Origin of the sequence: Rhizobium ecuadorense (assembly GCF_001187535.1) — a bacterium.
GTDB classification, from domain to species: domain Bacteria; phylum Pseudomonadota; class Alphaproteobacteria; order Rhizobiales; family Rhizobiaceae; genus Rhizobium; species Rhizobium ecuadorense.
Genome location: NZ_LFIO01001733.1, coordinates 1 through 24,301 on the forward strand (window position 1 = coordinate 1; position 24,301 = coordinate 24,301).

Annotated in this window: 27 protein-coding genes and 1 tRNA gene; 12 read left to right on the forward strand and 16 right to left on the reverse strand. The window is 61.1% G+C overall.

The window, feature by feature from the left end; genetic code table 11:
• Nucleotides 1-145: 145 nt before the first annotated feature.
• From AF337_RS33215 to AF337_RS33230, 4 genes are all read right to left on the reverse strand, one after another.
• Nucleotides 146-2,155, reverse strand: a complete 2,010-nt coding sequence (locus AF337_RS33215; protein WP_049735373.1) for an acetyl-CoA carboxylase biotin carboxylase subunit — start codon at nucleotides 2,153-2,155, stop codon at nucleotides 146-148.
• A 91-nt stretch (nucleotides 2,156-2,246) separates the two neighbouring features.
• On the reverse strand, nucleotides 2,247-2,951 hold the full coding sequence (locus tag AF337_RS33220; RefSeq protein ID WP_049735374.1) for a hypothetical protein: 705 nt from the start codon (nucleotides 2,949-2,951) through the stop codon (nucleotides 2,247-2,249).
• A 97-nt stretch (nucleotides 2,952-3,048) separates the two neighbouring features.
• On the reverse strand, nucleotides 3,049-3,975 hold the full coding sequence (locus tag AF337_RS33225; protein WP_049735375.1) for a DMT family transporter: 927 nt from the start codon (nucleotides 3,973-3,975) through the stop codon (nucleotides 3,049-3,051).
• 128 nt (nucleotides 3,976-4,103) lie between these two features.
• Nucleotides 4,104-4,188, reverse strand: a tRNA-Leu gene (locus AF337_RS33230).
• A gap of 182 nt (nucleotides 4,189-4,370) precedes the next feature.
• On the opposite strand from AF337_RS33230, the gene lipB reads away from it, so the two are divergent.
• Together lipB and AF337_RS33240 are read left to right on the forward strand one after the other, a co-directional pair.
• The gene (lipB, locus tag AF337_RS33235; protein WP_049735376.1) at nucleotides 4,371-5,090 is read left to right on the forward strand and encodes a lipoyl(octanoyl) transferase LipB; all 720 of its coding nucleotides are present in this window, start codon (nucleotides 4,371-4,373) and stop codon (nucleotides 5,088-5,090) included.
• Between the two features lie 156 nt (nucleotides 5,091-5,246).
• Entirely contained in the window at nucleotides 5,247-5,891 is a 645-nt protein-coding gene (locus AF337_RS33240; RefSeq protein ID WP_049735377.1) for a methyltransferase family protein, read from the forward strand.
• Nucleotides 5,892-5,947: 56 nt separating this feature from the next.
• On the opposite strand, the gene AF337_RS33245 is transcribed toward AF337_RS33240, so the two are convergent.
• The 3 genes from AF337_RS33245 to AF337_RS33255 all read right to left on the reverse strand — a co-directional run bounded on the left by AF337_RS33245 (nucleotide 5,948) and on the right by AF337_RS33255 (nucleotide 7,764).
• Nucleotides 5,948-6,313 carry a hypothetical protein gene (locus AF337_RS33245; RefSeq protein WP_049735378.1) on the reverse strand — a complete coding sequence of 122 codons (366 nt, stop codon included), beginning with the start codon at nucleotides 6,311-6,313 and terminating at the stop codon, nucleotides 5,948-5,950.
• Nucleotides 6,314-6,636: 323 nt separating this feature from the next.
• On the reverse strand, nucleotides 6,637-7,167 hold the full coding sequence (locus AF337_RS33250; protein ID WP_049735379.1) for a BON domain-containing protein: 531 nt from the start codon (nucleotides 7,165-7,167) through the stop codon (nucleotides 6,637-6,639).
• Between the two features lie 102 nt (nucleotides 7,168-7,269).
• Nucleotides 7,270-7,764 carry a peptide deformylase gene (locus AF337_RS33255; protein WP_049735380.1) on the reverse strand — a complete coding sequence of 165 codons (495 nt, stop codon included), beginning with the start codon at nucleotides 7,762-7,764 and terminating at the stop codon, nucleotides 7,270-7,272.
• A gap of 242 nt (nucleotides 7,765-8,006) precedes the next feature.
• Here AF337_RS33255 and mgtE point away from each other — a divergent pair, with 242 nt between their 5' ends.
• Both mgtE and AF337_RS33265 read left to right on the forward strand, forming a co-directional pair.
• On the forward strand, nucleotides 8,007-9,422 hold the full coding sequence (mgtE, locus tag AF337_RS33260; RefSeq protein WP_049735381.1) for a magnesium transporter: 1,416 nt from the start codon (nucleotides 8,007-8,009) through the stop codon (nucleotides 9,420-9,422).
• Nucleotides 9,423-9,486: 64 nt separating this feature from the next.
• The gene (locus tag AF337_RS33265; protein WP_049735382.1) at nucleotides 9,487-9,879 is read left to right on the forward strand and encodes a MerR family transcriptional regulator; all 393 of its coding nucleotides are present in this window, start codon (nucleotides 9,487-9,489) and stop codon (nucleotides 9,877-9,879) included.
• On the opposite strand, the gene AF337_RS33270 is transcribed toward AF337_RS33265, so the two are convergent.
• Together AF337_RS33270 and AF337_RS33275 are read right to left on the reverse strand one after the other, a co-directional pair.
• On the reverse strand, nucleotides 9,880-10,890 hold the full coding sequence (locus AF337_RS33270; protein ID WP_049735383.1) for a heparan-alpha-glucosaminide N-acetyltransferase: 1,011 nt from the start codon (nucleotides 10,888-10,890) through the stop codon (nucleotides 9,880-9,882).
• On the reverse strand, nucleotides 10,890-11,654 hold the full coding sequence (locus tag AF337_RS33275) for a DUF599 domain-containing protein (protein ID WP_049735384.1): 765 nt from the start codon (nucleotides 11,652-11,654) through the stop codon (nucleotides 10,890-10,892). Before AF337_RS33275 ends, AF337_RS33270 begins: the two co-directional genes overlap by 1 nt.
• Nucleotides 11,655-11,788: 134 nt before the next feature.
• Here AF337_RS33275 and AF337_RS33280 point away from each other — a divergent pair, with 134 nt between their 5' ends.
• From AF337_RS33280 to AF337_RS33300, 5 genes are all read left to right on the forward strand, one after another.
• On the forward strand, nucleotides 11,789-12,229 hold the full coding sequence (locus tag AF337_RS33280; protein ID WP_049735385.1) for an Rrf2 family transcriptional regulator: 441 nt from the start codon (nucleotides 11,789-11,791) through the stop codon (nucleotides 12,227-12,229).
• A 57-nt stretch (nucleotides 12,230-12,286) separates the two neighbouring features.
• On the forward strand, nucleotides 12,287-12,880 hold the full coding sequence (locus AF337_RS33285) for an NADPH-dependent F420 reductase (protein WP_049735386.1): 594 nt from the start codon (nucleotides 12,287-12,289) through the stop codon (nucleotides 12,878-12,880).
• Nucleotides 12,881-13,137: 257 nt separating this feature from the next.
• Nucleotides 13,138-13,548: a YybH family protein gene (locus AF337_RS33290; protein WP_049735615.1), complete on the forward strand. Its 411-nt coding sequence runs from the start codon at nucleotides 13,138-13,140 to the stop codon at nucleotides 13,546-13,548.
• Between the two features lie 407 nt (nucleotides 13,549-13,955).
• Nucleotides 13,956-15,359, forward strand: a complete 1,404-nt coding sequence (locus AF337_RS33295) for an L-serine ammonia-lyase (RefSeq protein WP_049735387.1) — start codon at nucleotides 13,956-13,958, stop codon at nucleotides 15,357-15,359.
• Nucleotides 15,360-15,542: 183 nt separating this feature from the next.
• Complete coding sequence (locus tag AF337_RS33300) at nucleotides 15,543-15,980, forward strand: DUF1489 family protein (protein WP_049735616.1); 438 nt, start codon at nucleotides 15,543-15,545, stop codon at nucleotides 15,978-15,980.
• A 48-nt stretch (nucleotides 15,981-16,028) separates the two neighbouring features.
• Here the strand turns inward: AF337_RS33300 and AF337_RS33305 are convergent, their stop codons facing one another.
• The 4 genes from AF337_RS33305 to AF337_RS33320 all read right to left on the reverse strand — a co-directional run bounded on the left by AF337_RS33305 (nucleotide 16,029) and on the right by AF337_RS33320 (nucleotide 19,733).
• A complete protein-coding gene (locus AF337_RS33305; RefSeq protein ID WP_003586322.1) occupies nucleotides 16,029-16,304 on the reverse strand; it encodes a hypothetical protein in 276 nt (91 codons plus the stop codon).
• A 113-nt stretch (nucleotides 16,305-16,417) separates the two neighbouring features.
• Nucleotides 16,418-17,992 carry a D-alanyl-D-alanine carboxypeptidase gene (locus AF337_RS33310; RefSeq protein WP_049735388.1) on the reverse strand — a complete coding sequence of 525 codons (1,575 nt, stop codon included), beginning with the start codon at nucleotides 17,990-17,992 and terminating at the stop codon, nucleotides 16,418-16,420.
• A 136-nt stretch (nucleotides 17,993-18,128) separates the two neighbouring features.
• Complete coding sequence (locus tag AF337_RS33315; protein ID WP_049735389.1) at nucleotides 18,129-18,914, reverse strand: hypothetical protein; 786 nt, start codon at nucleotides 18,912-18,914, stop codon at nucleotides 18,129-18,131.
• 213 nt (nucleotides 18,915-19,127) lie between these two features.
• On the reverse strand, nucleotides 19,128-19,733 hold the full coding sequence (locus AF337_RS33320) for a transglutaminase-like cysteine peptidase (protein WP_049735390.1): 606 nt from the start codon (nucleotides 19,731-19,733) through the stop codon (nucleotides 19,128-19,130).
• Between the two features lie 28 nt (nucleotides 19,734-19,761).
• Here AF337_RS33320 and AF337_RS42955 point away from each other — a divergent pair, with 28 nt between their 5' ends.
• Nucleotides 19,762-19,977 carry a hypothetical protein gene (locus tag AF337_RS42955; RefSeq protein WP_152971323.1) on the forward strand — a complete coding sequence of 72 codons (216 nt, stop codon included), beginning with the start codon at nucleotides 19,762-19,764 and terminating at the stop codon, nucleotides 19,975-19,977.
• A 121-nt stretch (nucleotides 19,978-20,098) separates the two neighbouring features.
• Here AF337_RS42955 and pip read toward each other — a convergent pair whose 3' ends face one another.
• The 3 genes from pip to AF337_RS33335 all read right to left on the reverse strand — a co-directional run bounded on the left by pip (nucleotide 20,099) and on the right by AF337_RS33335 (nucleotide 22,629).
• Nucleotides 20,099-21,073, reverse strand: a complete 975-nt coding sequence (gene pip / locus AF337_RS33325) for a prolyl aminopeptidase (protein WP_049735391.1) — start codon at nucleotides 21,071-21,073, stop codon at nucleotides 20,099-20,101.
• Between the two features lie 203 nt (nucleotides 21,074-21,276).
• The gene (locus tag AF337_RS33330; protein WP_049735392.1) at nucleotides 21,277-21,888 is read right to left on the reverse strand and encodes a PilZ domain-containing protein; all 612 of its coding nucleotides are present in this window, start codon (nucleotides 21,886-21,888) and stop codon (nucleotides 21,277-21,279) included.
• A gap of 123 nt (nucleotides 21,889-22,011) precedes the next feature.
• On the reverse strand, nucleotides 22,012-22,629 hold the full coding sequence (locus AF337_RS33335) for a PAS domain-containing protein (RefSeq protein WP_049735393.1): 618 nt from the start codon (nucleotides 22,627-22,629) through the stop codon (nucleotides 22,012-22,014).
• A 292-nt stretch (nucleotides 22,630-22,921) separates the two neighbouring features.
• On the opposite strand from AF337_RS33335, the gene AF337_RS33340 reads away from it, so the two are divergent.
• Both AF337_RS33340 and AF337_RS33345 read left to right on the forward strand, forming a co-directional pair.
• Nucleotides 22,922-23,713, forward strand: a complete 792-nt coding sequence (locus AF337_RS33340; protein ID WP_049735394.1) for a rhomboid family intramembrane serine protease — start codon at nucleotides 22,922-22,924, stop codon at nucleotides 23,711-23,713.
• A gap of 91 nt (nucleotides 23,714-23,804) precedes the next feature.
• Nucleotides 23,805-24,239 (forward strand): CBS domain-containing protein, encoded by a 435-nt coding sequence (locus tag AF337_RS33345; RefSeq protein WP_049735395.1) that lies wholly within the window; start codon nucleotides 23,805-23,807, stop codon nucleotides 24,237-24,239.
• Nucleotides 24,240-24,301 lie beyond the last annotated feature (62 nt).

A 24,301-nucleotide genomic window follows, 5' to 3' on the forward strand; every position in this document is an offset into this window, starting at 1 on the left:
ATCACTTCGAGCGGTTTTCCGGCCTGAACGGCTACGGCGGCGCGAACGTCCATTTTCACAATCTCCCTGACAATTTTATTGGGGCTGACCTTGGCATGGCCAGCAAGCCGCGCTCAAGCGAAAACGGCCCGGCGGTCTTTTGCTCTCAGGCGAATTCCATGATCACGGCATCGACGGCCAGGCTTTCGCCGGCCGCGGCATTGATCTTCGAAACGATGAGATCGCGGTCGGCGCGCAGCACGTTTTCCATCTTCATCGCCTCGACGATCGCAAGCGTCTCACCCGCCTTGACCTCCTGGCCCTCGGCGACTGCGATGGACACGACGAGGCCGGGCATCGGGCAGAGCAGCAGCTTGGAGGTATCGGGCGGCAGCTTCACCGGCATCAGCCGTTCGAGTTCGGCATGACGCGGCGAAAAGACTTTGGCCGTCACCGAAAGCCCCTGCCAGTCGATGCGCAGCCCATTGAGCACGGGGCGGATCTGTGCGGTGATATCCCGGCCGCCGACCTTGCCGCTCCAGACGGGATCACCGGGTCTCCAATCGGTGACAACGCTGATGTTTTCGCCCTCCATCGCCATCTCCATATCGAAGGGGATGGTGACGAGGCCGTCGAGCAATCGGACGGAGACATGGCTGTCGCCTGTTTTGACCACCCAGTGCTCGCGCAGTGCGCCCGATGCGGCGCGCAAGCGATCGGCGAAACGCTCGCGCCGGTTCGCCTCGATCAGGCAGGCGGATAGCGCAATGGCAGCCAGCACAGCCTCTTCCGTCCTGTCCGGTTTCATCGGCGCGAAGCCGTCGGGATATTCCTCTGAAATGAAGCCCGTGGAAAGCCGGCCCTCGCGCCAGCGCGGATGTTTCATCAGCGCCGACAGGAACGGGACATTGTGCTCGATGCCATCGACGACGAAGCCGTCGAGCGCCCGGCCCATGGCCTCGATCGCCTCCAGCCGCGTCGGCGCCCAGGTGCAGAGTTTGGCGATCATCGGATCGTAATACATCGAGATCTCGGCGCCCTCGAAAACGCCGGTATCGTTGCGGACCACGACATTGCCGGTGCGGCCTTCGGCCGGCGGGCGGTAGCGCGTCAGGCGGCCGATCGAGGGCAGGAAGTTGCGGTAGGGGTCTTCTGCATAGAGCCGGCTTTCGATCGCCCAGCCGTCGAGCCTGATATCGTCCTGGGCGAGGGCAAGCGGCTCGCCCGCGGCGACACGGATCATCTGCTCGACGAGATCGATGCCGGTGACCAGTTCGGTGACGGGATGTTCGACCTGCAGGCGGGTGTTCATTTCGAGGAAATAGAAGTTGCGGTCGCGGTCGACGATGAATTCGACGGTGCCGGCGCTCTGGTAATCGACGGCTCTGGCCAGCGCCACCGATTGTTCGCCCATCGCCTTGCGGGTTTTTTCGTCGAGGAAGGGCGAGGGCGCCTCTTCCGCCACTTTCTGGTTCCGCCGCTGGATCGAGCATTCGCGTTCGCCGAGATAGACGACCTTGCCATGCGCATCGGCCAGCACCTGGATCTCGATGTGGCGCGGCTCGACGATGAATTTCTCGATGAAGACGCGGTCGTCGCCGAAGGAGCTATTCGCCTCGGAGCGGGCGCGCTCGAAACCGTCGCGCACCTCCGCCTCATTCCAGGCGATGCGCATGCCCTTGCCGCCGCCGCCGGCCGATGCCTTGATCATGACGGGATAACCGATGCCGCCCGATATCACTTCCGCATGGGCGGCATCCTCGATGACGCCGAGATGGCCTGGCACGGTGGATACGCCGGCGGCATTGGCGAATTTTTTCGATTCGATCTTGTCGCCCATCGCCATGATGGCCTTCGGCTTCGGGCCGATGAAGACGATGCCCTGTTTTTCCAGCTCGGCGCAGAAGGAGGCGCGCTCGGACAGGAAGCCATAACCGGGATGCACCGCCTCGGCGCCGGTCGCCTTGCAGGCGGCGATGATCTTTTCGGCAACCAGGTAACTCTCTGAGGCGGCGGCAGGGCCGATATGCACGGCCTCGTCGGCCATCTCGACATGCAGCGCGTCCCGGTCCGCATCCGAATAGACCGCGACGGTCGAAATGCCCATGCGGCGCGCAGTCTTGATCACGCGGCAGGCGATTTCGCCGCGATTCGCGATCAGGATTTTCTTGAACATCGAGACTCCACCCAGAAATGCGTTCCGGAGTTTTACGCACAAAACACCGGAACGCACAATCATGCTTGAGGAGTGGCAGGCTTGAGGAGCTTCAGGCGACGGCCGCTTCCGAGACGGGTTCCTCGTCGACGATGCGCAGCCAGCGGCTGCGCCGCGGCTCGGCATAGTCGCGCAGCTCGGCGGCAGCCATGATGCCGGCCCAATGCGGGTGATTGGCGCCGGGCAGCGTCGCCTGATCGATCTGCTGGAGCACGCCGTATTCGACCGCGGAGACGGGGATGACACCGCCTTCAGCGACGCTTCTGAAGATGCGCATGGCGAAATCGACATCCTGGCGGGTAATGCCCCGGCGATCGACGGCGCGCGACAGCTTGTAGCCACCGATATTGTCGGTGATCGCCAGGCGTAGCTGATCCAGTGCCAGCGCTCGCAATTTACCCGGGACATCGGCCGAAAGCTCCATCACATGGAGAATGAGCTCGAGTTCCAGCGCCGAGTTGACGACACCATCGGTCGTGAACATGCGCATGATCCAGGCGACGTTGATTTCGTCGAGCGAGCCTTGCGGATAGGTGTAATGGACGATGAAGCCGGCGAGTTGCTCGACGAAGAAGATGTTCCAGGCGGCGCATTTTTCAGGGCAGGAATTGTTGAGCGCCAACATCGCCACGACATCGTCGGATGTCCGGATTCCCTCCGGGAAAGCATGTTTGCGCAACAGGACTATATCTTCGGCTGTCAGCCGATGCTTGCCGGCCACCACACAGGCCGGGAAAGCGAGACGGAATTCGCTCATGTTTTAGCTCCAGGCTTCATCATGAAGCCGGGTACAGTTTTACCGTCTGCGAATTGACGATCCCTCAAGAAGCGGAGTTAATCCCATCTTCCCGGGATCAGGAGGATTTTAGCGATCGTGCCTGCAGCCGCTCGCGCCAGATGATGAACAGGCCCGATGCGACGATGATGAAGATGCCGACCCATTTGGAAAAGTTCGGGAAATCGTTGAACAGCGCATAGCCGAGAACGGTCGCCGAGATGATCTCGAAATATTGGAACGGCGCAAGCAGCGACAGCGGCGCGAGCCGGAAAGCCCGGACGATCAGCATATGCGCATATCCGGAGATCGAACCCAGCGCGAGAAGCAGGACAAGACCAAGGCCGGAGCCGGGCAGGGAGACGGCGAAATCGGCATTGCCGGAACCGCTGCCGACGAGAAGGGCGGCGGCCATGAAAACCGTTCCGCCGATGCCGGCCATCGTCTGCATAGTCAGCGGCGAATCGGCCTCGCCGATGGCGCGGTTGAGGAAAAGATAGAGTGAGAACAGAAAGGCGCAGGCGACCGGCAGCAGCGCCTTTAGGCCGAATATTTCGTAACTCGGCTGAATGACGATCATCGCGCCGCCGAAACCGACGACGATCGCCATCCAGCGCCGCCAACCGACCTTCTCCCCGAGGAACAGCGCCGACATGGCCGTCAGCATGAAGGGCTCGACGAAATAGATGGCGAAGACGTCGGCAAGCGGCATGTATTTGACGGCAACGAAAAAAAGCAGGCTGGCGGCGCCATGCAGCACGCCGCGCAGCAGGTTCATCCATGGCCGCTTGGCCGAAAGCGCCTTCAGTCCGAAAAGGCCGAGGAGAATCGGCAGGGTGCAGGCGATCTGGAAGAAGAATCGGTAGAAGGTTACCTGACCCGGCGACATCGCCTCGAAGGTCGCCATATATTTGGCGATGGCATCCATGGTCGGCAGGATCAGCATGGCGCCGGACATGATCGCCATGCCCTGCAGGGAGTTTTGATGGGCTGGATGCTCTGACATGGCGGCCGATTCGTGACGGGGATGACGCCATCAACCATGCGACGGCCGGCCGATCAAGCCGAGCAACCGCAAATAGCGTCGAGGAGAAATCGAAATCGTCGCTTCGAAAGCGTTTCCCTGAAGGGAGATGGTGCGGTCGAGAAGACTCGAACTTCCACGGGTTGCCCCACAGCGACCTCAACGCTGCGCGTCTACCAATTCCGCCACGACCGCATCGTGGTAGGTGCCGATTTGCGTCGGCGGGGCAGCATGTAGCAAAAGGATTTGGGGTGCACAAGGGCGATGTGACAGTTTTTTTCAAAACCGGTCACAGCATTTGAATTGGCCCTGAAACGGGTCCATATAGGTCCCCTGCCGCCCCTTTTTATCAGGCATTTCGGGGAGAGCGGCAAGGAATGGCCATGCTGCGCACCGATCTCGAATTCTCCATGCTCCCGAATCCTGGTACCCGCCCGGTGCGCTGGCGCATCGCCGACGGCCTCGTTGCCTATGAGGAGGCGGTGGAGACGATGGAGCGCGAGGTGGCGGTGATATCAGACGGCGGCGACGAGCTCGTCTGGCTCGTCGAACATCCGCCGCTCTATACCGCCGGTACCAGCGCCAATGCCGGGGATCTCGTCCAGCCTGACCGTTTCCCGGTCTTTGCGACGGGGCGCGGCGGTGAATATACCTATCATGGACCCGGCCAGCGCGTCGCCTATGTCATGCTCGACCTGAAACGCAGGCGCCAGGACGTGCGCGCCTTCGTCGCCGCCCTCGAGGACGTCGTCATCCGCACGCTCGACATGATGAATGTGCGTGGCGAGCGGCGTGAAGATCGCGTCGGCGTCTGGGTGCGGCGGCCGGAAAAGCCATTGCTTGCCGATGGAACGATGGCCGAGGACAAAATCGCCGCCCTCGGCATCAGGCTGCGGAAATGGGTGACCTTCCACGGACTGTCGCTCAACGTCGATCCCGATCTCGATCATTTCGGCGGCATCGTGCCCTGCGGGATCTCGGCCTATGGCGTGACCAGCCTGGTCGATCTCGGCTTGCCGGTGATGATGGCCGATGTCGATATCCGGCTGCGCACCGCCTTCGAGGCGGTTTTCGGTGAAACGGTGCGCGAAAGCTGACGCCGATCCGGCCTGTCATTGCTGCGGCGCTCTGCAGTCAGAATCGGCAAAGCAACAACCGCCGCTCCCTCAGATATGAGCGAACGCCTTAACCCATAATTATCGACAACGCAGATATAGCTTGCAACATCTTATGATGTGGAAGTCTTGCGGAATATGAAAAAAAAAGCAGCGGCAAACTGGTCGTTTCTCGATATCCATTTCGTTCTGGATATCGTCGAAAAGGTCCTGATCTGCTATTTATTCGTTGCGATCGTCATGCGTATCTTGCCCCAGATGCAGGGAAACAGGGCGATCATCGATGGCCTGCTGATCGTTTCGGAAGGAGCCGCCGCCTTTCTGATCCTGACCCGCCGACCGACGAGGAATGCGTCCCTACGGGTCTATGACTGGACTGTCACCGCCATCGGCACGCTCTTCCCACTGCTCGTCTCGCCAACGACGTTGGAGCCGCTTGTACCGCTTTGGCTCTGTGGAGTAGTGATGTGCCTCGGCTTCATCCTGCAAATATCGGCAAAGCTGGTATTGCGGCGAAGCTTCGGTCTGGTGCCGGCCAATCGTGGCGTCAAGATCGGCGGCCCCTACAGGTTTGTCCGCCACCCGATGTATGCGGGCTATTTGATGACGCATGTCAGCTTTTTCCTGGCCAATCCGGCGATCTTGAATTTCGCCATTTATGTGACGGCTCTTGCCGCGCAATGTCTGCGCCTTCTGGCGGAGGAACGTCTGCTCAAAGAGGATCCCGCCTATACCGCCTTCATGGCCAGGACCCGTTACCGGCTCGTTCCATTCGTGTTCTGAGGCAATGGAAGCGGATTAACAGGAAGGGGCCGATTTTCCGGCCCCTTCTCGTTGGATCAATGCGTGGCGCGGCACGCTTCGGTACGGGAGGCGCCGCTGTCGGCACCCTTGGTGTGAGAGCCCTTCGGGCCAATCATGCTATGGCATGGGGGCAGGGGAGCGATGCTCGCCGTGGCGGTCTTGTCGACGGCAGGGGCGGCCATGGCGCTCGGGGCGAAGCCGTCGCTGTCGTTGGTGTAGTCGCTGGAATAGGCCGGGGCCTTACGGTTCGTGTAGCGAACAGGGGCGGGTTTGGCCATCGGGCTCGGTGAGAAGCCGTCGCTATCGTTGGTATAGTCGTCCGAATAGGTCGGCTGGGCGAAGGCGGCGCCTGCAAGGCTGACGGCGAACAGGGACGCGGCAAGGGCAAATTTGATGCGCATGGGTTTATCTCCTCAATCTGCTGTTGAATTTCACAACATAAAACCAACCCCTGGCGCATCCAAGTTCGCGCCGCAATTCAGGCAATTTTGTGATGGAACGGCGGCGCAGCCGCGACCTTTTGTCCAAATGAAATCACAGTGTTGTCACCGAAATTGACGTTCGCGTTACGCCAGCCGCCTAAGCAAAATCATAAAATACCGCATCGCCGAACACACATTGCGATGCAATCTGTAATTGTTAACTTTTGGTAATGTTGCAAAGGACAGACCGCGGCGACGGAAGGCATTGCCGCCCTCCGCCGACTATCGTTTCTGATGCCTGATCAGTCTTCGTTCGGGATATGCGCGTCGACGCCGGTCAGCTGCAGTCTGTTGCGGACATGGCGGACGCCGTCGACCGAAAGCGCACTGAGTTCGACCTTGCGGGCAATGCCGATCGTCTCCACCGAACCTTCCAGGGTGATGACGTGTCCGTCTGCATGAACCTCGATGCTGTTGATGTCGACCTCGGGAATAGCTTCGAGATGATCGTTCACCCGTGCTTCGAGTTCGTCGCTTTCATCGCGGTCGATGGTGTCGGCCCGCAGCGAGTCCTTCAGACGGTTCTCATTGCCGTCTTCATCCGTGCCGTCGATCCGGAAGCCTCTGTTGGGGTCGCTGTCGAAATTTGCGGCCGTCTCGCCATAGGGGCGGTTGGCCGGGTCGGCGCCGGTGCCGTCGGCGTACGGCCAGCCGTCGTCGAGATTGCGTTCCTCGAGGTCGCGATAATCTTCTTCACGGGAAAGCTCTGCCTTTTCATCAAAAGGCTTGGGACCTTCGCGTGAAATCGGGGGCTTGTCACCGATCCTTGCCATTGCAGTCGCTCCTTTTTGCGGGAAATCGCTGGGTTTCTTTGCGGGAAACGCCGGCAATGGCGAATGGTTCGGCGCGGGAGGCCGATTTGTCGGCCCTGATCGTCAGGCTTGCACTTTCTCCCATTTTTTGACGAGACGGTCGCGTTTCAGCCGCGAGAGGCGCTGCAGCCAGAAAATGCCGTCGAGCTGGTCGACCTCGTGCTGGATGCAGATGGCGAGAAAATCTTCGGCGACGTCCTCGTGCATGTTGCCCTCGGCGTCCTGATAGCGGAAGCGGATCGAGCGCGGGCGCGTGATCTCGTCGGTTGCTCCCGGCATCGAGACGCTGCCTTCGGCATGGGTCATCGTCTCCTTCGAGAACCAGGTGATCTCCGGGTTGACGTAGAGCCGCACGCCGTCGGTCTTGTCGAGTTCCAGCACCGTCACACGGCTGAAGACGCCGATATGAGCGGCGGTGATGCCGACGCCGGGAGCGGCGCGCATCGTCGCCAGCAGGTCGTCGGCAAGCCCGGCAAGCGACGAATCGAAGACTGTCACCGGCGCGCAGACGGTCTTCAGACCAGGATGCGGATAGCGCAGGATCGGGCGAATTGGCATGGGGCGGTGTTCCTCGGCTCGGATGCATGGCGAAACTATCGCCGGCCGCGGGCATTGTCATCAAGAGGCAGGTTTGCGGCTTTACGGCAGGGATGCTTTGGGCTAGCAGGAACCATGAATTCCGACCGCGGGAACCTCGCGCGGGGATTTGCTTATCTGCTTGTTGACAATATGTTTTCCGCCGACATTCGCGAATGTGGCGCTGTAGTCGTTGAAATTCGAACCAGATGCGAGGGCGGCAGATGACGACGACCGATGGGGAAGACCGCATCCGCAGGCGTCCCGACGACGAGGGAGCCGATATCTACGACGAGGACGGCAATGTCCGCAGCGATTTCCTGGCGCTGGTCGGCGCCGCGATCGCCGACCGCGACACGCTGTTCCTGCGCCAGAACGTTGCCCGCCTGCATGAATCCGAAATAGGCGACCTGCTGGAAGCGATCCAGCCGGATCAGCGCCTGGCGCTGGTGCGCCTGCTCGGCGACGATTTCGACATGACGGCGCTGACCGAAGTCGACGAGGCGATCCGCCGCGAGATCGTCGACCAGATGCCGAACGAGCAGATTGCCGCCGCGATCGGCGATCTCGATTCGGACGACGCCGTCTACATTCTCGAAGATCTCGACAAGGAAGACCGGGAAGAAATCCTGGCGCAACTGCCGTTTACCGAGCGGGTGCGGCTGCGCCGGGCGCTCGACTATCCCGAAAGCTCGGCCGGTCGCCGCATGCAGACGGAATTCGTCGCCGTGCCGCCGTTCTGGACTGTGGGACAGACGATCGATTACATGCGCGACGAGGAGGATCTTCCCTATTCCTTCTCGCAGATCTTCGTCATCGATCCGACCTTCAAGCTGCTCGGCGCCGTGGATCTCGACCAGATCCTGCGCACCAAACGGCAGACGAAGATCGAGCAGATCATGCGCGAGACCAACCATCCGGTGCCGGCCGAGATGGACCAGGAGGAGGCCGCCCAACTCTTCGAGCAGTACGACCTTCTCTCGGCCGCCGTCGTCGACGAGAACGGCCGGCTGGTCGGCGTGCTGACCATCGACGACGTCGTCGACGTCATCCATGAGGAGGCGGACGAGGACATCAAGCGCCTTGGCGGCGTCGGTGACGAAGAGCTGTCGGACAATGTGCTGTCGACGGCGCGCTCGCGTTTCCTCTGGCTTTTGATCAATCTCGCCACGGCAATGCTGTCGGCCAGCGTCATCGGCCTGTTCGACGCCTCGATCGAGAAGATGATCGCCCTTGCGGTGCTGATGCCGATCGTCGCCTCGATGGGCGGCAATGCCGGCACGCAGACGATGACGGTGACGGTGCGGGCGCTCGCCACCCGCGATCTCGACATCTACAATGCCGGCCGCATCATCCGCAGGGAGGCGGGTGTCGGCATCCTCAACGGCATCGTCTTCGCGACGATCATGGGCTTGATCGCCGGCACCTGGTTCCACGACTATCAGCTCGGCGGGGTGATCGCGGCGGCGATGATCATCAATCTGATGGCAGCGGCCCTTGCCGGCATCCTGCTGCCGCTGCTGCTCGACAAGGTGGGCGCCGACCCGGCGATCGCCTCGTCGGTCTTCGTGACGACGGTGACCGACTGTACCGGCTTCTTCGCTTTTCTCGGCATCGCCACATGGTGGTTCGGCATTTGACCGGCCGTCAAAATTGACTATTACGTAAAAGTCAATATTATTGCCGGTTCATGACGGGGAACACATGCTGGTGAACAAGTTTTATAGCATAACGGAGTTGACGCGCGAATTCGGTGTCTCGACGCGCACGCTCCGCTTCTACGAGGACGAGGGACTGATCCATCCGGAACGGCGAGGGCGCACCCGTCTCTTCCGCCAGGCCGACCGACGGCTTATCGCGGAAATCCTGCGCGGCCGGCGCATCGGCTTCACCATTGCGGAAATCCGCGAGATCATCCAGGTCTACAAGGAGCCGCCGGGCGAACTCGGTCAGTTGAAGCTGCTGATGAAGCGCGTCGACGAGAAGCGCGATGACCTGCGTCAGAAGCGCAAGGATATCGACGACACGCTGGTGGAACTCGACAATATCGAAGAGGCCTGCCTCGGCCGCCTCGCCGAAATCGGCGTCACCACCTGATCATTGCTGCGGCTGTGGCGCAGGCTCGACCTCGGCGCTGCATTCGCCGGCGATCATCTGGATCCGCTCATCCTTCTCGACGTCGATCTCGTTCGCCTGCAGCGGAATTAACAGGCTTTGGGCCTGCAATTTCTCCAGCGTGCACTGGCAAAAGCTGCGGCAAAGCGATTCGCCCTGTTGCATGACGCAAGTGGAGTTGCATTGCTTTAGGTAAGTTTCGGCCGGATCCGGTTTCGGCGGCGGGACGAGAAGGGAAAGCCCGTAAGCGATGCCGATCAGCACCGGCTGGTGAACGAGGTAGAAGGCAAGGCTGTGGCGGCCGAGCTTTGCCGGCCACCAGGAACCGGTGCCGATAGCGGCAAGCCGATGCAGCAGCTTGGTTCTGACGGCGATCGAGGCAAAACTCAGTCCCGCGAAAAACGGCGCTGCCCAGGGAAATAGCGGCACATAATCATTCGACCGTTCCGGCATCGCGGCCAGCCCGATCCAGGCCAGATATCTCGGATCGAAGAAGGATGACCGCAGCAGGCCGGGCGTGCCGAAATTGTCGGTAAGCCAGGCGGCAAGGAGCGCCAGCGTGGCGATCAGCGTGAAGGCGAGCGGCAGCCTCAAAAAGACGATGCCGATCAGCGTCAGCACCGCGATGCAATGCAGGATGCCGAAATAGATCCACTCGTTCGGCATCGCGATGCGCGTCGCGATCGAGATCGCAGCGGCCGCTGCGGCAATCATGCCGAAACGCTTCCAGAAGGACGGCCAGCGGATCTCCGGCTTGCTCGACAGCACCAGGCTGATGCCGACGATGAAGAGAAAGGTCGTGGCGATCGCCCGGGCATAGATCTTCAGCCAGCCTGTCTCGGCCGTACCCGGCGCGAGATAACCCATGAACTCCATATCCCAGCTGAAATGGTAGCTGGCCATGGCGATCAGCGCGACACCGCGCGCCGTGTCCAACAGGCCGATGCGCGGCGGTCTTGCCGCCGCATCGGTTTCGATTGCAGGCAATGTCATCACAGTCCCTCGGGCAAATCACGTCCGTCGCTCGACGGCATGTCGCGGCGGAGAGCGGAAAGGTGGAGATTCGATGACGGACCGGCATCCATGATCGCCAGCCGCGCCTGCGAAAAGAACTGCCGCCGCGCCAGCACGAAGATGACGATCGCTGTCGTCGTCATGAAGACATAGGGGTTGATGAACCAGCCGAGATAGCCGATCGACAGGAAGATCGCCCTGAGGCCCTCGTTGAAATTGCTGCCGGCAATGACATTCATGCGGATGACGCGTTCGGCTGCTCGCTCGGCGGCGATCATGTCGCCCTCGGCGTCGCGCAGCATCGGGATCGAGCCGAACAGGATGGTGCAGTAGTTGAACAGCCGATAGGACCAGCCGAATTTGAAGAAGGCATAGCCGAAGAGTGCCGCCAGTCCGCCGACCTTCATCTCGAAGGCGCCGTGGCCGCCATGGAAGACGAAGGGCAGGTCGGCGAAGACCGCATCGACCTTTTCGGTGGCGCCCAGCAAGGCGAAGCAACTGCCTATCGCGAAGATCGACGTCGAGGCGAAGAAGGCGGTGCCGTTCTGCAGGCCGGCCATGATCTGCGTGTCGATCATCTTCAGGTCGCGGCGCAGCGAATTGTAGATCCACTCGCGCCGCCGCTCGGTCATCGCATGGGTGAGGCTTGTGCGACCGAAAAAGGTGCGGCCCTTCAGCAGCCAGGAATAGCCCATCCAGACACAGGCAAAGAAGGCCAGAGCGATATAGTCCGCCGTCGTCATCAGTGATTCAGTCTCCGCATGAAGTGCGGCCACCTTACATATGCATCGAAATGCTGCAATGACTCCGACGAGTACCTTGACATATCACTCGGATCTGTATGTAAGTCGCTAACGCACTAACGAAAGGATGGACCTTGCCTACCAGTACTCGCTTCGTCGTCGCCGTCCATACTCTCGCGATCTTGGCGATCAACGAGGGACGGCCCGTGCGTTCGGAGGATCTGGCGTTCAGTGCGAATACAAATCCGACCGTTATCAGGTCTTTGTTGTCGGGGCTGGCCGATGCAGGTTTCACCACCGCGCAGCTCGGCGCTGGCGGTGGGGCATTGCTGGCTCGCAAGCCGTCCCACATTGCGTTGTTGGATGTTTATCGCGCGGTCGAGGACAGCGAATTGTTTTCCATGCATCGCTCGCCACCAAACAGCGTCTGCGTGGTTGGGCGAAACATCCAAAACGTGCTGCGTCCAACCTTGGATAAGGCGCAAGCCGCTCTCGAAGCAGAGTTGGCATGCGTGACAGTGGCGGACATAGCAGCGGAAATTGCGCAACGAGGTGATTTCAGAATCCCTAGTTAATTTATTCGCGAAAATTGTAATTGTGTCAATTACACACATTTTTGAAAGGAAGTAACTATGGCTATCTCTATCATCGGGTCGGGCGCCATCGGGTCGGTTCTAGCGCGGCGTTTCGCCGCCAACGGAATTGACGTGGCGATCACCAACAGCCGCGGCGCATCCTCGTTGCGGGAACTGGCCCGAAAGCTTGGTCCTCATGTCCGGGCTGTCGATTTGCCGGAAGCATTGCAGGCCGACACTATCATCTTAGCCGTCCTGTACACGACAGTGCCCGAGCTTGCGGACAAGATCGACTGGTCCGGCCGCACGGTGATCGATGCGACCAACGCAATCGACTTCAGTGATTTCAGTCCAACAGAGCTAAACGGTAAACTTTCATCGGACATCGTAGCCGAGATTTTGCCAAATGCGCGCGTCGTGAAGGCCTTTAACACTCTACCTGCCGCGACCCTCGCTGAAGATCCGGGCGAGGCGGAAGGCCGAAGGGTTATCTTCGTGTCCGGCGATGATGCCGAGGCACGAAAGTCGGTCGCTGCCCTTGTCAGCCGACTTGGCTACGCGGCAGTCGATCTTGGCCGAATTCAGGAAGGCGGGCGGCTACAGCAGTTCGGTGAAAGCCTGCAGGGCCTGAACCTCATCCTCAAACGCTGATAAGCATTGAGGCAACATCAGGAGCCGGGCGACTTCTGCAGCCGGCTCCTATTTTTATCGACGAACTGGCGCCTATCGGCTTCAGATCCATAACGGAAAACATCAATACGACTATCTCCGGAGGTAATGGTTGAAGAGACAATGGCGATAAGCCGTGGTCTTGCAAACGAGGTTCGATCCTTAAAGCAACTGCTTGCCGAATTTAAGCTGAACAGTGATGCGCCATGCTTTGGAGCACGGCATTTGAGGGAATGGTGATGAGCGAAGTATTTAATGAAGAACTGGCCGCTGTTGAAGCGACCGCTGTTTCCTACTTGACCGCGTTCAATCGCGCCGACGTCGCCGCCGTCACAGCGACATACGCCGATGACGGCGTATTGATGGCTCCCGGCAGGCCGGCGGCAGTGGGCAAGGACAGGCTCGCCATGGTCTATCCCGGCGTCTTCGAGAAAGTCGGATTCGACATGACCTATGAAATCAAGGAGGTCGTGCAAACCAGCGCCGACTGGGCTTTCGTCCGGAGCGCCACCAAGGGCACCGAGACCATCAAGGCGACCGGCGATGTCACGCCCGCGACATACGAGGAGCTGTTCCTACTACGCAAATCGGCTAGTGGAGCGTGGCAGATTGCGCGATATTGCACTACAAAGACTAGTCCTACAGCCTGAGCAGCGCGCTGACACGGCGATGACATAGGTGGAATTGAAGTTGTTTGGATGGAGTAGGTTAGTGCGGATTGGCCTGAAGCCTTTGTCCAATCTGGCTGGTCTTCGATGGACTGACGTTTTGAGCAATGCAAACGAACAGGAGACCGTTTTCGTGGCAGCGGACATGACTTGTCATCGAGAATGGGGCTGTCAAGAGGTAGAGGGGCAGTGGAGTCGAAGCGGCACCACGCCTTGCGTAGCTGCTGGTTCAATGGAAGAGTGTTAGACGCGGCTTAGGCGTTCTTACGGATGTATCGTTCTGCTGTTCAAGAGGAATGTCGCACCGGCTGCATGCGATGTCGGTGACCCGCACGGATTGAAAACCGGCGTCGCTTAAGCTTGCATCCTCGTAATCAGAAGGCACATTCATGTTTCTCTCGGTATTCGATGTCTTCAAGATCGGTGTCGGGCCGTCGAGCTCGCACACGATGGGTCCGATGTCGGCCGCCAACCGGTTTCTCGCGCTGATTCTGTCGGACGAATGGCCGCGCCCGTCCACGGGTGCGCAGGTCGTCGCGATCAAGGTCAGCCTGCACGGCTCGCTCGCCCATACCGGCATCGGCCACGGCACGGGCAGGGCCGTTATTCTCGGCCTGATGGGCGAGGCGCCCGACAGCGTCGATCCCGACAGGATGGACGGCATCATCGATACGGTCGAACGTACCGGCCGCATCACGCCCGAGGGACATCCCGCCTATCAGTTCCAGCCGAAGACTGATCTGATCTTCGACAAGAAGCAGCCGCTGCCAGGCCATGCCAACGGCATGGTCTTTTCCGCCTTTGACCGGGACGGCCGGCTGCTCATCAAGCGCGTCTATTATTCGGTTGGCGGTGGCTTCGTCGTCACCGACACCGAGCTGGAACAGATGCGGGCGAGGAAGAATGCGGCCGGCGGCACGCGCGTGCCCTATCCCTTCGCGACCGCCAGGCAGATGCTCGACATGGCGGAGCGCTCCGGGCTGTCGATCGCCCAGATGAAGCGGGCGAACGAGGAGAGCCAGCGCTCGCGCGAGGAGCTCGATCAGGGGCTCGACCGCATCTGGGAGGCGATGCGCTCCTGTATCGAGCGCGGCCTCAAGGTCGAGGGCATCATGCCGGGCGGCCTCAATGTCAAGCGCCGCGCCCGCCGGATTCACGACAAGCTGGAAGAGGAGTGGCGCAGCAACCGCGTCAACCCGCTGCTCGCCAACGACTGGCTGAGCGTCTATGCGATGGCCGTCAATGAGGAGAATGCCGCCGGCGGGCGCGTCGTCACGGCGCCGACCAACGGGGCGGCCGGGGTGATTCCGGCGACGATCCGCTATTACGAGCATTTCCACGAAGACTGGGACCAGGACGGCATCCGCGATTATCTGCTGACGGCCGCGGCGATCGGCGGCATCATCAAGCACAATGCCTCGATCTCGGGCGCCGAAGTCGGCTGTCAGGGCGAGGTCGGCTCGGCCGCGGCGATGGCGGCCGCAGGCCTTGCCGCCGTCATGGGCGGCACGGCGGAGCAGATCGAAAACGCCGCCGAGATCGCGCTCGAACATCATCTCGGTATGACCTGCGATCCGGTCGCCGGCCTCGTGCAGGTTCCCTGCATCGAGCGCAACGCGCTCGGCGCCGTCAAGGCGGTCACTGCGGCATCCCTGGCGGTCAAGGGCGACGGCCAGCATTTCGTGCCGCTCGATGCCTGTATCGAGACGATGCGCCAGACCGGCCACGACATGAGCGAGAAATACAAGGAAACCTCCACGGGCGGCCTTGCCGTCAATGTCGTCGAATGCTGACTTTGTGGACGCGCCCTTAGAGCGGATCAGCGCTTCACGGAAGCGCAAAACCGCTCTAAGTTTTTGTTTTTACGCAATTCCCGGCAAAAGCGCTTCGCGCTTTGCCTGGGAAAACCGCTTCGCGCTTCTCCTGGAATGCTTTAGATGCTTGACGCCTGCCGCCAAAAGGATTTCAACGGCGGCATGGCATTGCATCTCATCAAACTCTGTGTTGGCGCCGACTCGATAGACGATCTGCGCGAATGGGTGGCGGAACGCTCGCTCAGCGCCATCGCCGCCGGGCTCGAGCCGCATTCGGTGCACACGACGCGCATGGTGCCGAAGCGCATGGAGGAGCTGCTCGATGGCGGCTCGCTCTATTGGGTGATCAAGGGGCAGGTGCAGGCGCGGCAGAAGCTGCTCGGCATCGAGACCTTCACCGACGGCGAGGGCATCTCGCGTTGCCGCCTGATGCTCGGCCCGGAGGTCATCGAGACGGCCGTGCAGCCGAAGCGTCCCTTCCAGGGCTGGCGTTATTACACAGAGGACGACGTGCCGCGCGACCTGATGAGCCTTGGCGCCGGCATCGTCGAAATGCCCGCGGACCTTCGCCGCGAGCTGACGGATCTTGGCCTGCTTTAACCTCTGCCGCCCCAAAACGCGTTCGGTTCCGGGCGGCGGCACCAAGCTTCAGCGCAGGCGCAGCTGCACCGGCGCGCTGCCGTCAGGCGAGGTTACATGCAGATGGATGCGGGCTTCGGGCTGGGAATAGCGCCAGGCGCGGGCACCATGGCAAAGCAGCAGGTTGATGAGGTCGCGGGTCTTCGGAGACTTCGCCTTCGGCCGCTGCAGGCCGATCTCGGCCAGCCGCATCGCCGCCTCGTGCAACGGATGCAGCGACGAACGTCCCTTGGCCGCCATGCGGCGGTCTGAAGGCATTCCCGGAACATTCTCATTGATCGCCATTGTTTTCCCCGTACGCCATACTGATCGAGTTCAAGAACGATGGCCGGAAACGCAAACACCGATTCCGGCCGTTACCGATGCCGCCGGCCATCTTGCAGGCAGCACCGAATAGCTCATTGGGCAGCCGCCCAGCACTTGATACCGGCCTTCTTCAAGGCCTTGCAGGCATTGACAGCATCGCGCTGGTCGTCGAAACCGCCAAAGCGGGCGCGGTAAAGCTGGTCACCGCCGGCCGCATAGGCGACGGCGAAGGGCTTTGCCGAGGCCAGCGCCTTGCCGCCCTTGGTCTTGGCGCTCTCCAGAAGATCCATCGCCATCTGCCGGCTCGGCGAGACGCCGACCTGCACGACCCAGCCGCTCGGGCCATTGTCGGTTGAAGCGGCGCTGGCCGGGGCAGGGGTGGTCGAAGCAGTGGTGACGTTGTCGACCGCCGTATCGGCCTGTTCCGGCCGCATGGAAGCGGGTGCCGGCTTCGGCGCGGAGAGCGATGCCTGCTGCTTGAAGGTCGTGGTCTTGACCTTGGTCGGCGCCGGCATCGGCTGGGCTACCAGCGGATTGTCGGATTTCGGCTGAGCGGTCTCGGCATAGGCGACCTCGGTCTCGGCAGCCTGATAGCGCGCATCCGGCAGCGGGCCCTTATGCGGCAGGCTGAGATCGGCAGCGGCTGCGGAAACCGGCGGCTGTGCTGCGGTGATCGTCTTTGCCACTTGCGGCTGGACCTTCTGCGGCATGACCGGAGCAGGCGTCACGATCATCTCAGGGGCAGGGGCCGCCTGGGCGATCAGTGCCGACGATCCGCCGCGGCTCGATGCCTTCGGCAGGTAGGTGGCGATCAGGTTGCGCATCTGGGCGTCGCGGGCGGGTGTCGAGGCGCCGCCGAGCACGACACCGACGATCGACTTGCCGTCCACCTGCACCGAGCTCACCAGATTGAAGCCGGCGGCGCGGGTATATCCGGTCTTGATGCCGTCGACGCCTCGCACCGAACCGACCAGGCGGTTGTGGCTGCGGATCGTGCGGGTGCCGAACTTGAAGGCACGGGTGGAGAAATAGCCGTAATATTGCGGGAAATGCTGGCGAAGGGCGATGCCGAGACGGGCCTGATCGCGCGCCGTCGTCATCTGCGCCGTGTTCGGCAGGCCGTTGGCGTTGCGATAGGTGGTGCGCGTCATGCCGAGCGCATGCGCCTTGGCGGTCATCAGCTGGGCAAAGCGATCCTCGCTGCCGCCGCCGAGCATTTCACCGAGCGCGGTTGCCGCGTCATTGGCCGACAGGGTGACGAGGCCGAGGATGCCCTGTTCGACGGTGATCGTGCCGCCGGCACGAACGCCGAGCTTGGTCGGCGCCTGGGCTGCCGCATGGGCGGAGAAGGGAACCGGCGTATCCAAGCGGATGCGGCCCTGCTCCAGCGCCTCGAAGGTCATGTAGATGGTCATCATCTTGGTCAGCGAGGCGGGGTATTGCAGCCGGTCGGCATTCTCGCTGTAGAGAACGTTGCCGGTCTTGGCGTCGACGACGATGCCCGCATATTTCGAATTCGCCGCTTCCGCTTCGGCACTGACCGAATCGACCAGGACGACCGTGAGGGCCACCGAAAGGATCGCCATGAGCTTTGCAAAAAAGCTGCCGGATCGGGACGGTGATACGGAGGAGACTGACCTTGACACTATTCCACTCTTCGCTTGCATTTCAGTTATTTGGCATTCGGATATTCGGCACTGGGACGGCACGCCTCCCGCAGCACAGCCCGTCTTTGGAATTTACTGATTGGGCGTTACCAATCCGTTTATGATGAATCGTTTATTTCGCTGGCAGGGGAGCATTTTAGGGACTTGTCGCAGAACGGTTCATAAGACGCGCTTCCACAAAGGTGCGGATAGCGGCATCAATATGTTGCCAGTCATTCAAATGGCTGCTTGAGAAGCGGTAGAGAACACTAAGATCTCTGCCGACCTTGATATCACGCTGACAATCCCCGCTTGCCGCCCTGTCCGGGACAGACGGCAAGATGCAGCGCACGACGTAATCCGGCCCGTTTTTGACGGGCGCCGTCAGCAGTACCTCGTCGCCGTAACCCGCGTCGGCGCGAAGACGGTGCAGCGTCAGGCTGTCGCGGAAGGGCTCGGCCGGGCCTTCGAGCAGGTGCGAATAGATCGGCTCCAGCCGTCCGGACATGTCGCGCGACATGGTGCTCTGGGTAATCTGCAGAAAGATCAGACCGGAGGATTGGCCGATATCGTCGAATCGAAGGTGGTTTTCCTTGCCGTAGCCCTGCATCTCGGGCCAGGCGAGGTAGAGATCGACACGCTCGGCCGCACCGTCATGCCTTTGACTGGGGAAGCGGATGGCATTCTCGGGGAGTTTCACGGTGTCGCGGCCGATGGCCAGCGTGATTTCGACCGTGCTGTCGGTGTTGCCGGCAAGCGAAATATGCCGGCCGAACCAGCGGCCGCCGATACTGATGGCGACGGTCAGGACCGCAAGGATGGCGATCACCGCCATCGTGCGGAGGAGAAAGCCCATGGAAAAAAGCGGCTGCTCGTCGGGTGCGCTGTGCGCGGCGTTGCTCATGGCGGTGCTTCGTATTTCGGTCCGCCGCAGGAGGAACATGAGCCGCCGGTGCCGATGATGAATCTGATCGGCATGATCAGACCGGCACGGTTAATAATTCGCTAAGATTTCAGGGGCGTGGGTCGCCTGGGGACGAAGCCTGTCCCGAAAAGGGACGAGCCGTTCCCGGGACAGCGGGAACGGCTCTTGGGCACCGGTCGGGACGGGATACGGGGACTGACCGGGCCGCAGGCTGCAGCCGACAGGCTGTTCTTACTTGACGCTACCGACCGCGACAGCGCGGCCGTCCTGGAGCTTCGACCAGCGGGCCGGATTGTCGGCGGACTGACGCTTCAGGTAGGTGTATTCGGTATCCGACCACAGCAGCACCTTGTTGCGCATGTTGTCGAGGATGAAGTCGCCGTGATCGGTACGAACAGTCAGCACGGCATGGCCTTCGCCGTTCGGCTGCAGCACGACGGTGATCAGCGTGTCGGATGGCGAGAAGCCGTCTTCGATCAGCATCTTGCGCTTCAGCAGCACATAATCCTCGCAGTCGCCGACGGTTGTCGGATAGGCCCAGCGCTCTTCGACGCCGTAAATCTGTTCATCCGTCTCCGGCTGGATCGTCGAGTTGACGGTGTAGTTGACCTTGAGAATTTCCTTCCAGCGATCCTCGGTGAGGATGGCCGGCCCGGCATCGCCGCCGGCAAAGACGCATTCCGTCGGATTCGCCTTGCAGAATTCATAATGCCCGATCGGCGGGCTGGCATTGCCCGCCAGGGCCATGCTGGCGGGCATCGCCTGTCCCGAACCCGCCATCGCCGTCATGAGAGCACCGGCCAGAAGGCCGCCTTTCCAGATGTTTGCAGTTGTCATAGCCGTCTCCCCGTAAGTTGAGGCGACAATGACACGTACGTTTTTATCTCACGGAAAATTACGCAATAGAATTAAAGGCTTAGTTGATTCAAATGCCGATAAAATCTGGCTAAAAACAATCTCGAATGCGCGTAAAATTCGACGCGCATTTGTCTCGAAATCGATTAAAATTGTACCTGCCGCAGCAAGGCTTTCGACTGGGAAAAGCTTGCATTTCCGCCTGGGCGTTAAGGATTTTCGCTGAGCCGGATAAAGGCCGGCCGCGGTTCGGCGCCGCGCGATGGGCTGGCAATGCAGCCGGAATCGGGCGATTCGGCCCGGTCAAAAGCAGACGATCGTTCGGATTTCAGTTTTCGGCGGTAAAATTATTTTTGCTGGAAATCGCGAAATTGATCGGTGGCGGCGACGATCGCGGCGCTCATATCGGGATTTGCCGTGGAATGGGCCGCATACGGAAGGATTTGCAGCTCGCTTTGCGGCCAGGCGCGGGCCAGTTCCCAGGCGGTGACGAGCGGCGCCTCGATATCGAGCCGCCCCTGCAGCAGGATCGCCGGGATGCCTGTCAGCCGCCCGGCGTTGTTCAAAAGCTGGCCGTCCTCCAACCAGGCGCCGTTGACGAAATAGTGGGTGATGATGCGGGCACGCGTCAGCAGATAGGCCGGATCGGCCCAGCGGCGCGGCAACCCTTCAGGATCGGCGAGCAGGATCGAGGCCGCCTCCCAATCATGCCAGTCGCGGGCCGCTTTCAGCCGCGTCTCTGAGTCGGGATGGTTGAGCAGACGATGATAGGCGGCAACCATATCCTGATCTTGTCCCTGGCCGCCTGAAAAAGCCGCCTCGCGGAAACGGTGCCATTCCTCAGGAAAGAGCGGCGCCATGCCGCGACAGAGCCAGTCGATTTCCGAGCGCCTCGTGGTGGTCACGCCCGATAGGACGATCGCGGCGACACGCTGCGGATGGGTTTCGGCATAGGCGAGCGCCAGCGTCGAGCCCCAGGAATTGCCGAAAACGAGCCAGGTGTCGATACCGAAGAAGACCCGCAGCCGCTCGATATCGCCGACGAGATGCCAGGTGGTGTTGAGGGAGAGATCGGTTTTGCGATCGGCGGCGCTCGGCAGGCTGCGGCCGCAATTGCGCTGGTCGAACAGAATGATTCGGTAGGCGTCGGGATCGAAAAGGCGCCGCGCCGTCGTCGAACAGCCGGAGCCCGGCCCGCCGTGCAGTACCAGCGCCGGCCGGCCCGCCGGATTGCCGCAGGCCTCCCAGTAGATCAGGTTGCCGTCGCCGGTGTCGAGCAGGCCATGATCATGGGGTTCGATTTCCGGATAGAGAGCTGACATCGTTCTGCCTGTCGCAGGTTGTTCTACTCATAATATCTATAGCTGAATGGTTGGAACGACTTGCGACAAGATTTGGCGCCTGCTTTCCGAAGCCGGATTCGTTGCCGCAGGCAGATCTCCTGCCGTGAAACCGGGGCTTTTCAACGCGACCCGACCGGGTGCGCGCCCGGCAAGCACTTCGCGGCACCGTCAGCCGCGGTCTCTTAGAGGAATTCGCGCAGCGTCTCGCGGGACTGAATCGACAGGAATTCGATCGCCACACCTTCGACGAAATGGCGCACGACGCGGCCGCGCATGTTGCCGAGCCGCACCGCGGTTCCGATCGAGGGGCGCATCTCGACATCGACGGCGGCGCCCGACAGCGAAAGGTCCATGATCCGGCACGTATAACGCGTACCGTCCTCGAGCGTCAGTTCGGTATTTGTATCGCGCGGCGTCAGACGGTCATGGCGACGATCTTCCGGCAGGCCGAGTTCATGTTTGTTGGCAAGCCAGGTGAGCTGGGCGGCGAGCTTCTCCCGCTTCCGCTCGGTGGCATTGATCGACATGGTGAAGCCGCGGCCATCGATCGTCTGGACATAGCCTTCGACGCGGCCGAGATGGTCGATATAGGCGACGACCCGTTCGTTGGCGCGGGGACGGCCAAGGCAGGTGACGTACATGTCGCCGGGCGACATGTCGATCACCATGCATTCGAACTCCTCGTAGTTCGCAAGCATCAGCCGGCCCTGCATATTGATGGGCACACGCTGAAAAACGCCCTGTTCAGGGCGCGGCGCAGGTCTTTGCGTCTGAGCTGGCTGGAACGAGTGCATCAAAAGGCTTCTTTATGAAATCTGAGAGACCGATCATTACCCGCAATCCATTAACAGAAGGTTGTTTTGCCTCATTCTCATATAGCCGAAAACGAGTATGCCCGATGTCCTGAAACGGGACTGTCAGCGCGCCTCCGCACTCGTCAGCAGCTGCGACACCATGCGGCGCATGACCTGGCCGAAACCGGCGCTTCTGCCGGCGACGATTTCGTTGATCGGGCGCAGCTCAGCGGCTTCAGCATTGCCGAATTTTCCGGGCAGCAGACGGCTGCGGTCGAGCGCCAGGAATTCGAGCGGTACGATCTCCAGCCAGCTCGCGGCCGCCGTGGGTGCGATCGCGCCGAGCAGCCGGTCACAGACGCCGCCCGGCGAGCGCAGCGGCATCATGATGATCTCGAAGGAGGCCTGATGTCCGACAGTGCTGTAGCCGGTGGCGTTGAACAGGGTCGGCATGGCGTGGTCCATGACGCCCATCGCCGTGCGTTCGATGTCGGCGTGCTGGCCGTTTGCCCAGAGTGAGGAGAAACGTGCGCCGCGCAGATCCCGCCCGAACAGATCGCAGATGCGGGTGCCGGCGAGCCGGAAGCCGATGTCGCCTTCCTCGCGGATCTCAAGGATGAACAGGCTTTGAAGTAAATGGGGGACGGCGGAGGGTTCGACCTGCGATTTCAGCGGCGCATCGGCTGCGCCGCGGATACGGTTCCAATAGTCAAAAATTTCGATGGTCGTTTGCACACGCATTTTTCACCAACCTGTCCCATTCCGGATCATTTTCGGGCACTCATTGCCCTACAGGCTCTACCTTGCGGATTTCATGCCAACTCGGGGCGGTTAAGGTTAAGAAAGGGTTTCGGTTGAGGTGCGGCGCCTATCGTGACACTGTCGCGCCATCGCTTCGACTTTCGAAGTTCAGCACAACCTGCCCGGGCCAAGGTCTTTCCTGGAGATCCCGGTATGCCGTCCGGCACTTCGGACGGCTTTTTTTTTGACAGGTGCTCCTGTATGGCTGTGGCCTCAACGAGGCGATAGTGAAATGAATGAGCAGACGGTCGAGCCGCATAAGGCGCCCGAACCTTTCGAGGTCCAGCCGCCGGCAAAACCGCCGCGCGAGCCGGTCTTCAACCTTCCGCCGGCGCTGTTCTTCAGCCTTTGCCTGCTTGTCGTCATCTATGCGGTGCAGGAACTCGTGCTCTCCGACGATGCGCTGAGCTGGCTGTTCTTCACCTTCGGCTTCGTGCCCGCCCGCTATGTAATTCCGCTGTCGCAGCAGGGGCCGGAGCTGTTCTGGACGCCCGTCACCTATTCGCTGCTGCATGGCAGCGTCCAGCATATCGTCTTCAACGGCTTCTGGTTGATGGCCTTCGGCGCGCCGGTCGTGCGCCGCATCGGGACGCTGCGTTTCGTGCTCTTCTGGCTTTTCTCAGCCATCGCGTCGGCGGCCCTGCACGCGGTCCTGAACTGGGGGGATGTGACGCTTTTGATCGGCGCGTCGGGCGTCATCTCCGGGCTGATGGGGGCTGCCTGCCGATTCGCCTTTCCGGCCGAACGGCGGCCGATGCTGCCTGCGCATCTCAATGCCCGGCTTTCCATCGTCGAGGCGCTGCGGAGCCGCACCGTCGTCATTTTCATGCTGCTCTGGCTGGTCGGCAACGCCCTGATCGCCGTCGGCATCCCGCTCGTCGGCGACAGCGATCAGGCCATTGCCTGGGACGCCCATATCGGCGGTTTCGTCTTCGGTTTCCTGCTGTTTTCGCTGTTCGACCGGGCGCCGCGCCCACCTGTCACGGAAGCCGCCGATACGCAGAAGGATGTGTTGCAATCCTGAGCCGGTCAGTGCACCATCGACCTATCCGCGATGGGGGGAGAAACCGCCGCGGATGCCTGTGACAAGTGTTTCACGGACATAGGAGGTTCGAATGACCAGTTCAGTCAAAGCAATTCTCGACCTGAAGGGCAGGGACGTATTTACCGCCGGGCCGAATACCACCGTCGCCGAAGCGGCGGTCATCCTTAGCAAGAAAAAGATCGGCGCTATCGTTGTCGTCGGCATGGAGAACCGGATTTCCGGCATGTTTACCGAGCGCGATCTCGTGCATGCCATCGCCAAATATGGCAAGGACGGCCTCGACCAGTCGCTGGCCCAGGTGATGACCGCGAAGGTCTACCGCTGCCATGAAGAGACGACCGTCAACGAGCTGATGGAGCTGATGACCAGCCGCCGTTTCCGCCACGTGCCGGTGGAAAGCAACGGCAAGCTTGCCGGCATCATCTCGATCGGTGACGTAGTGAAATCGCGCATCGCCGAAGTCGAGCGCGAGACCGAGGAAATCAAGGCCTATATCGCGGGCTGAGGTTTTCCCCGGCGCGTTTGGCTGATCGTTGCCCCAAAACGCTGACGCGCTTCTGGGCAAAG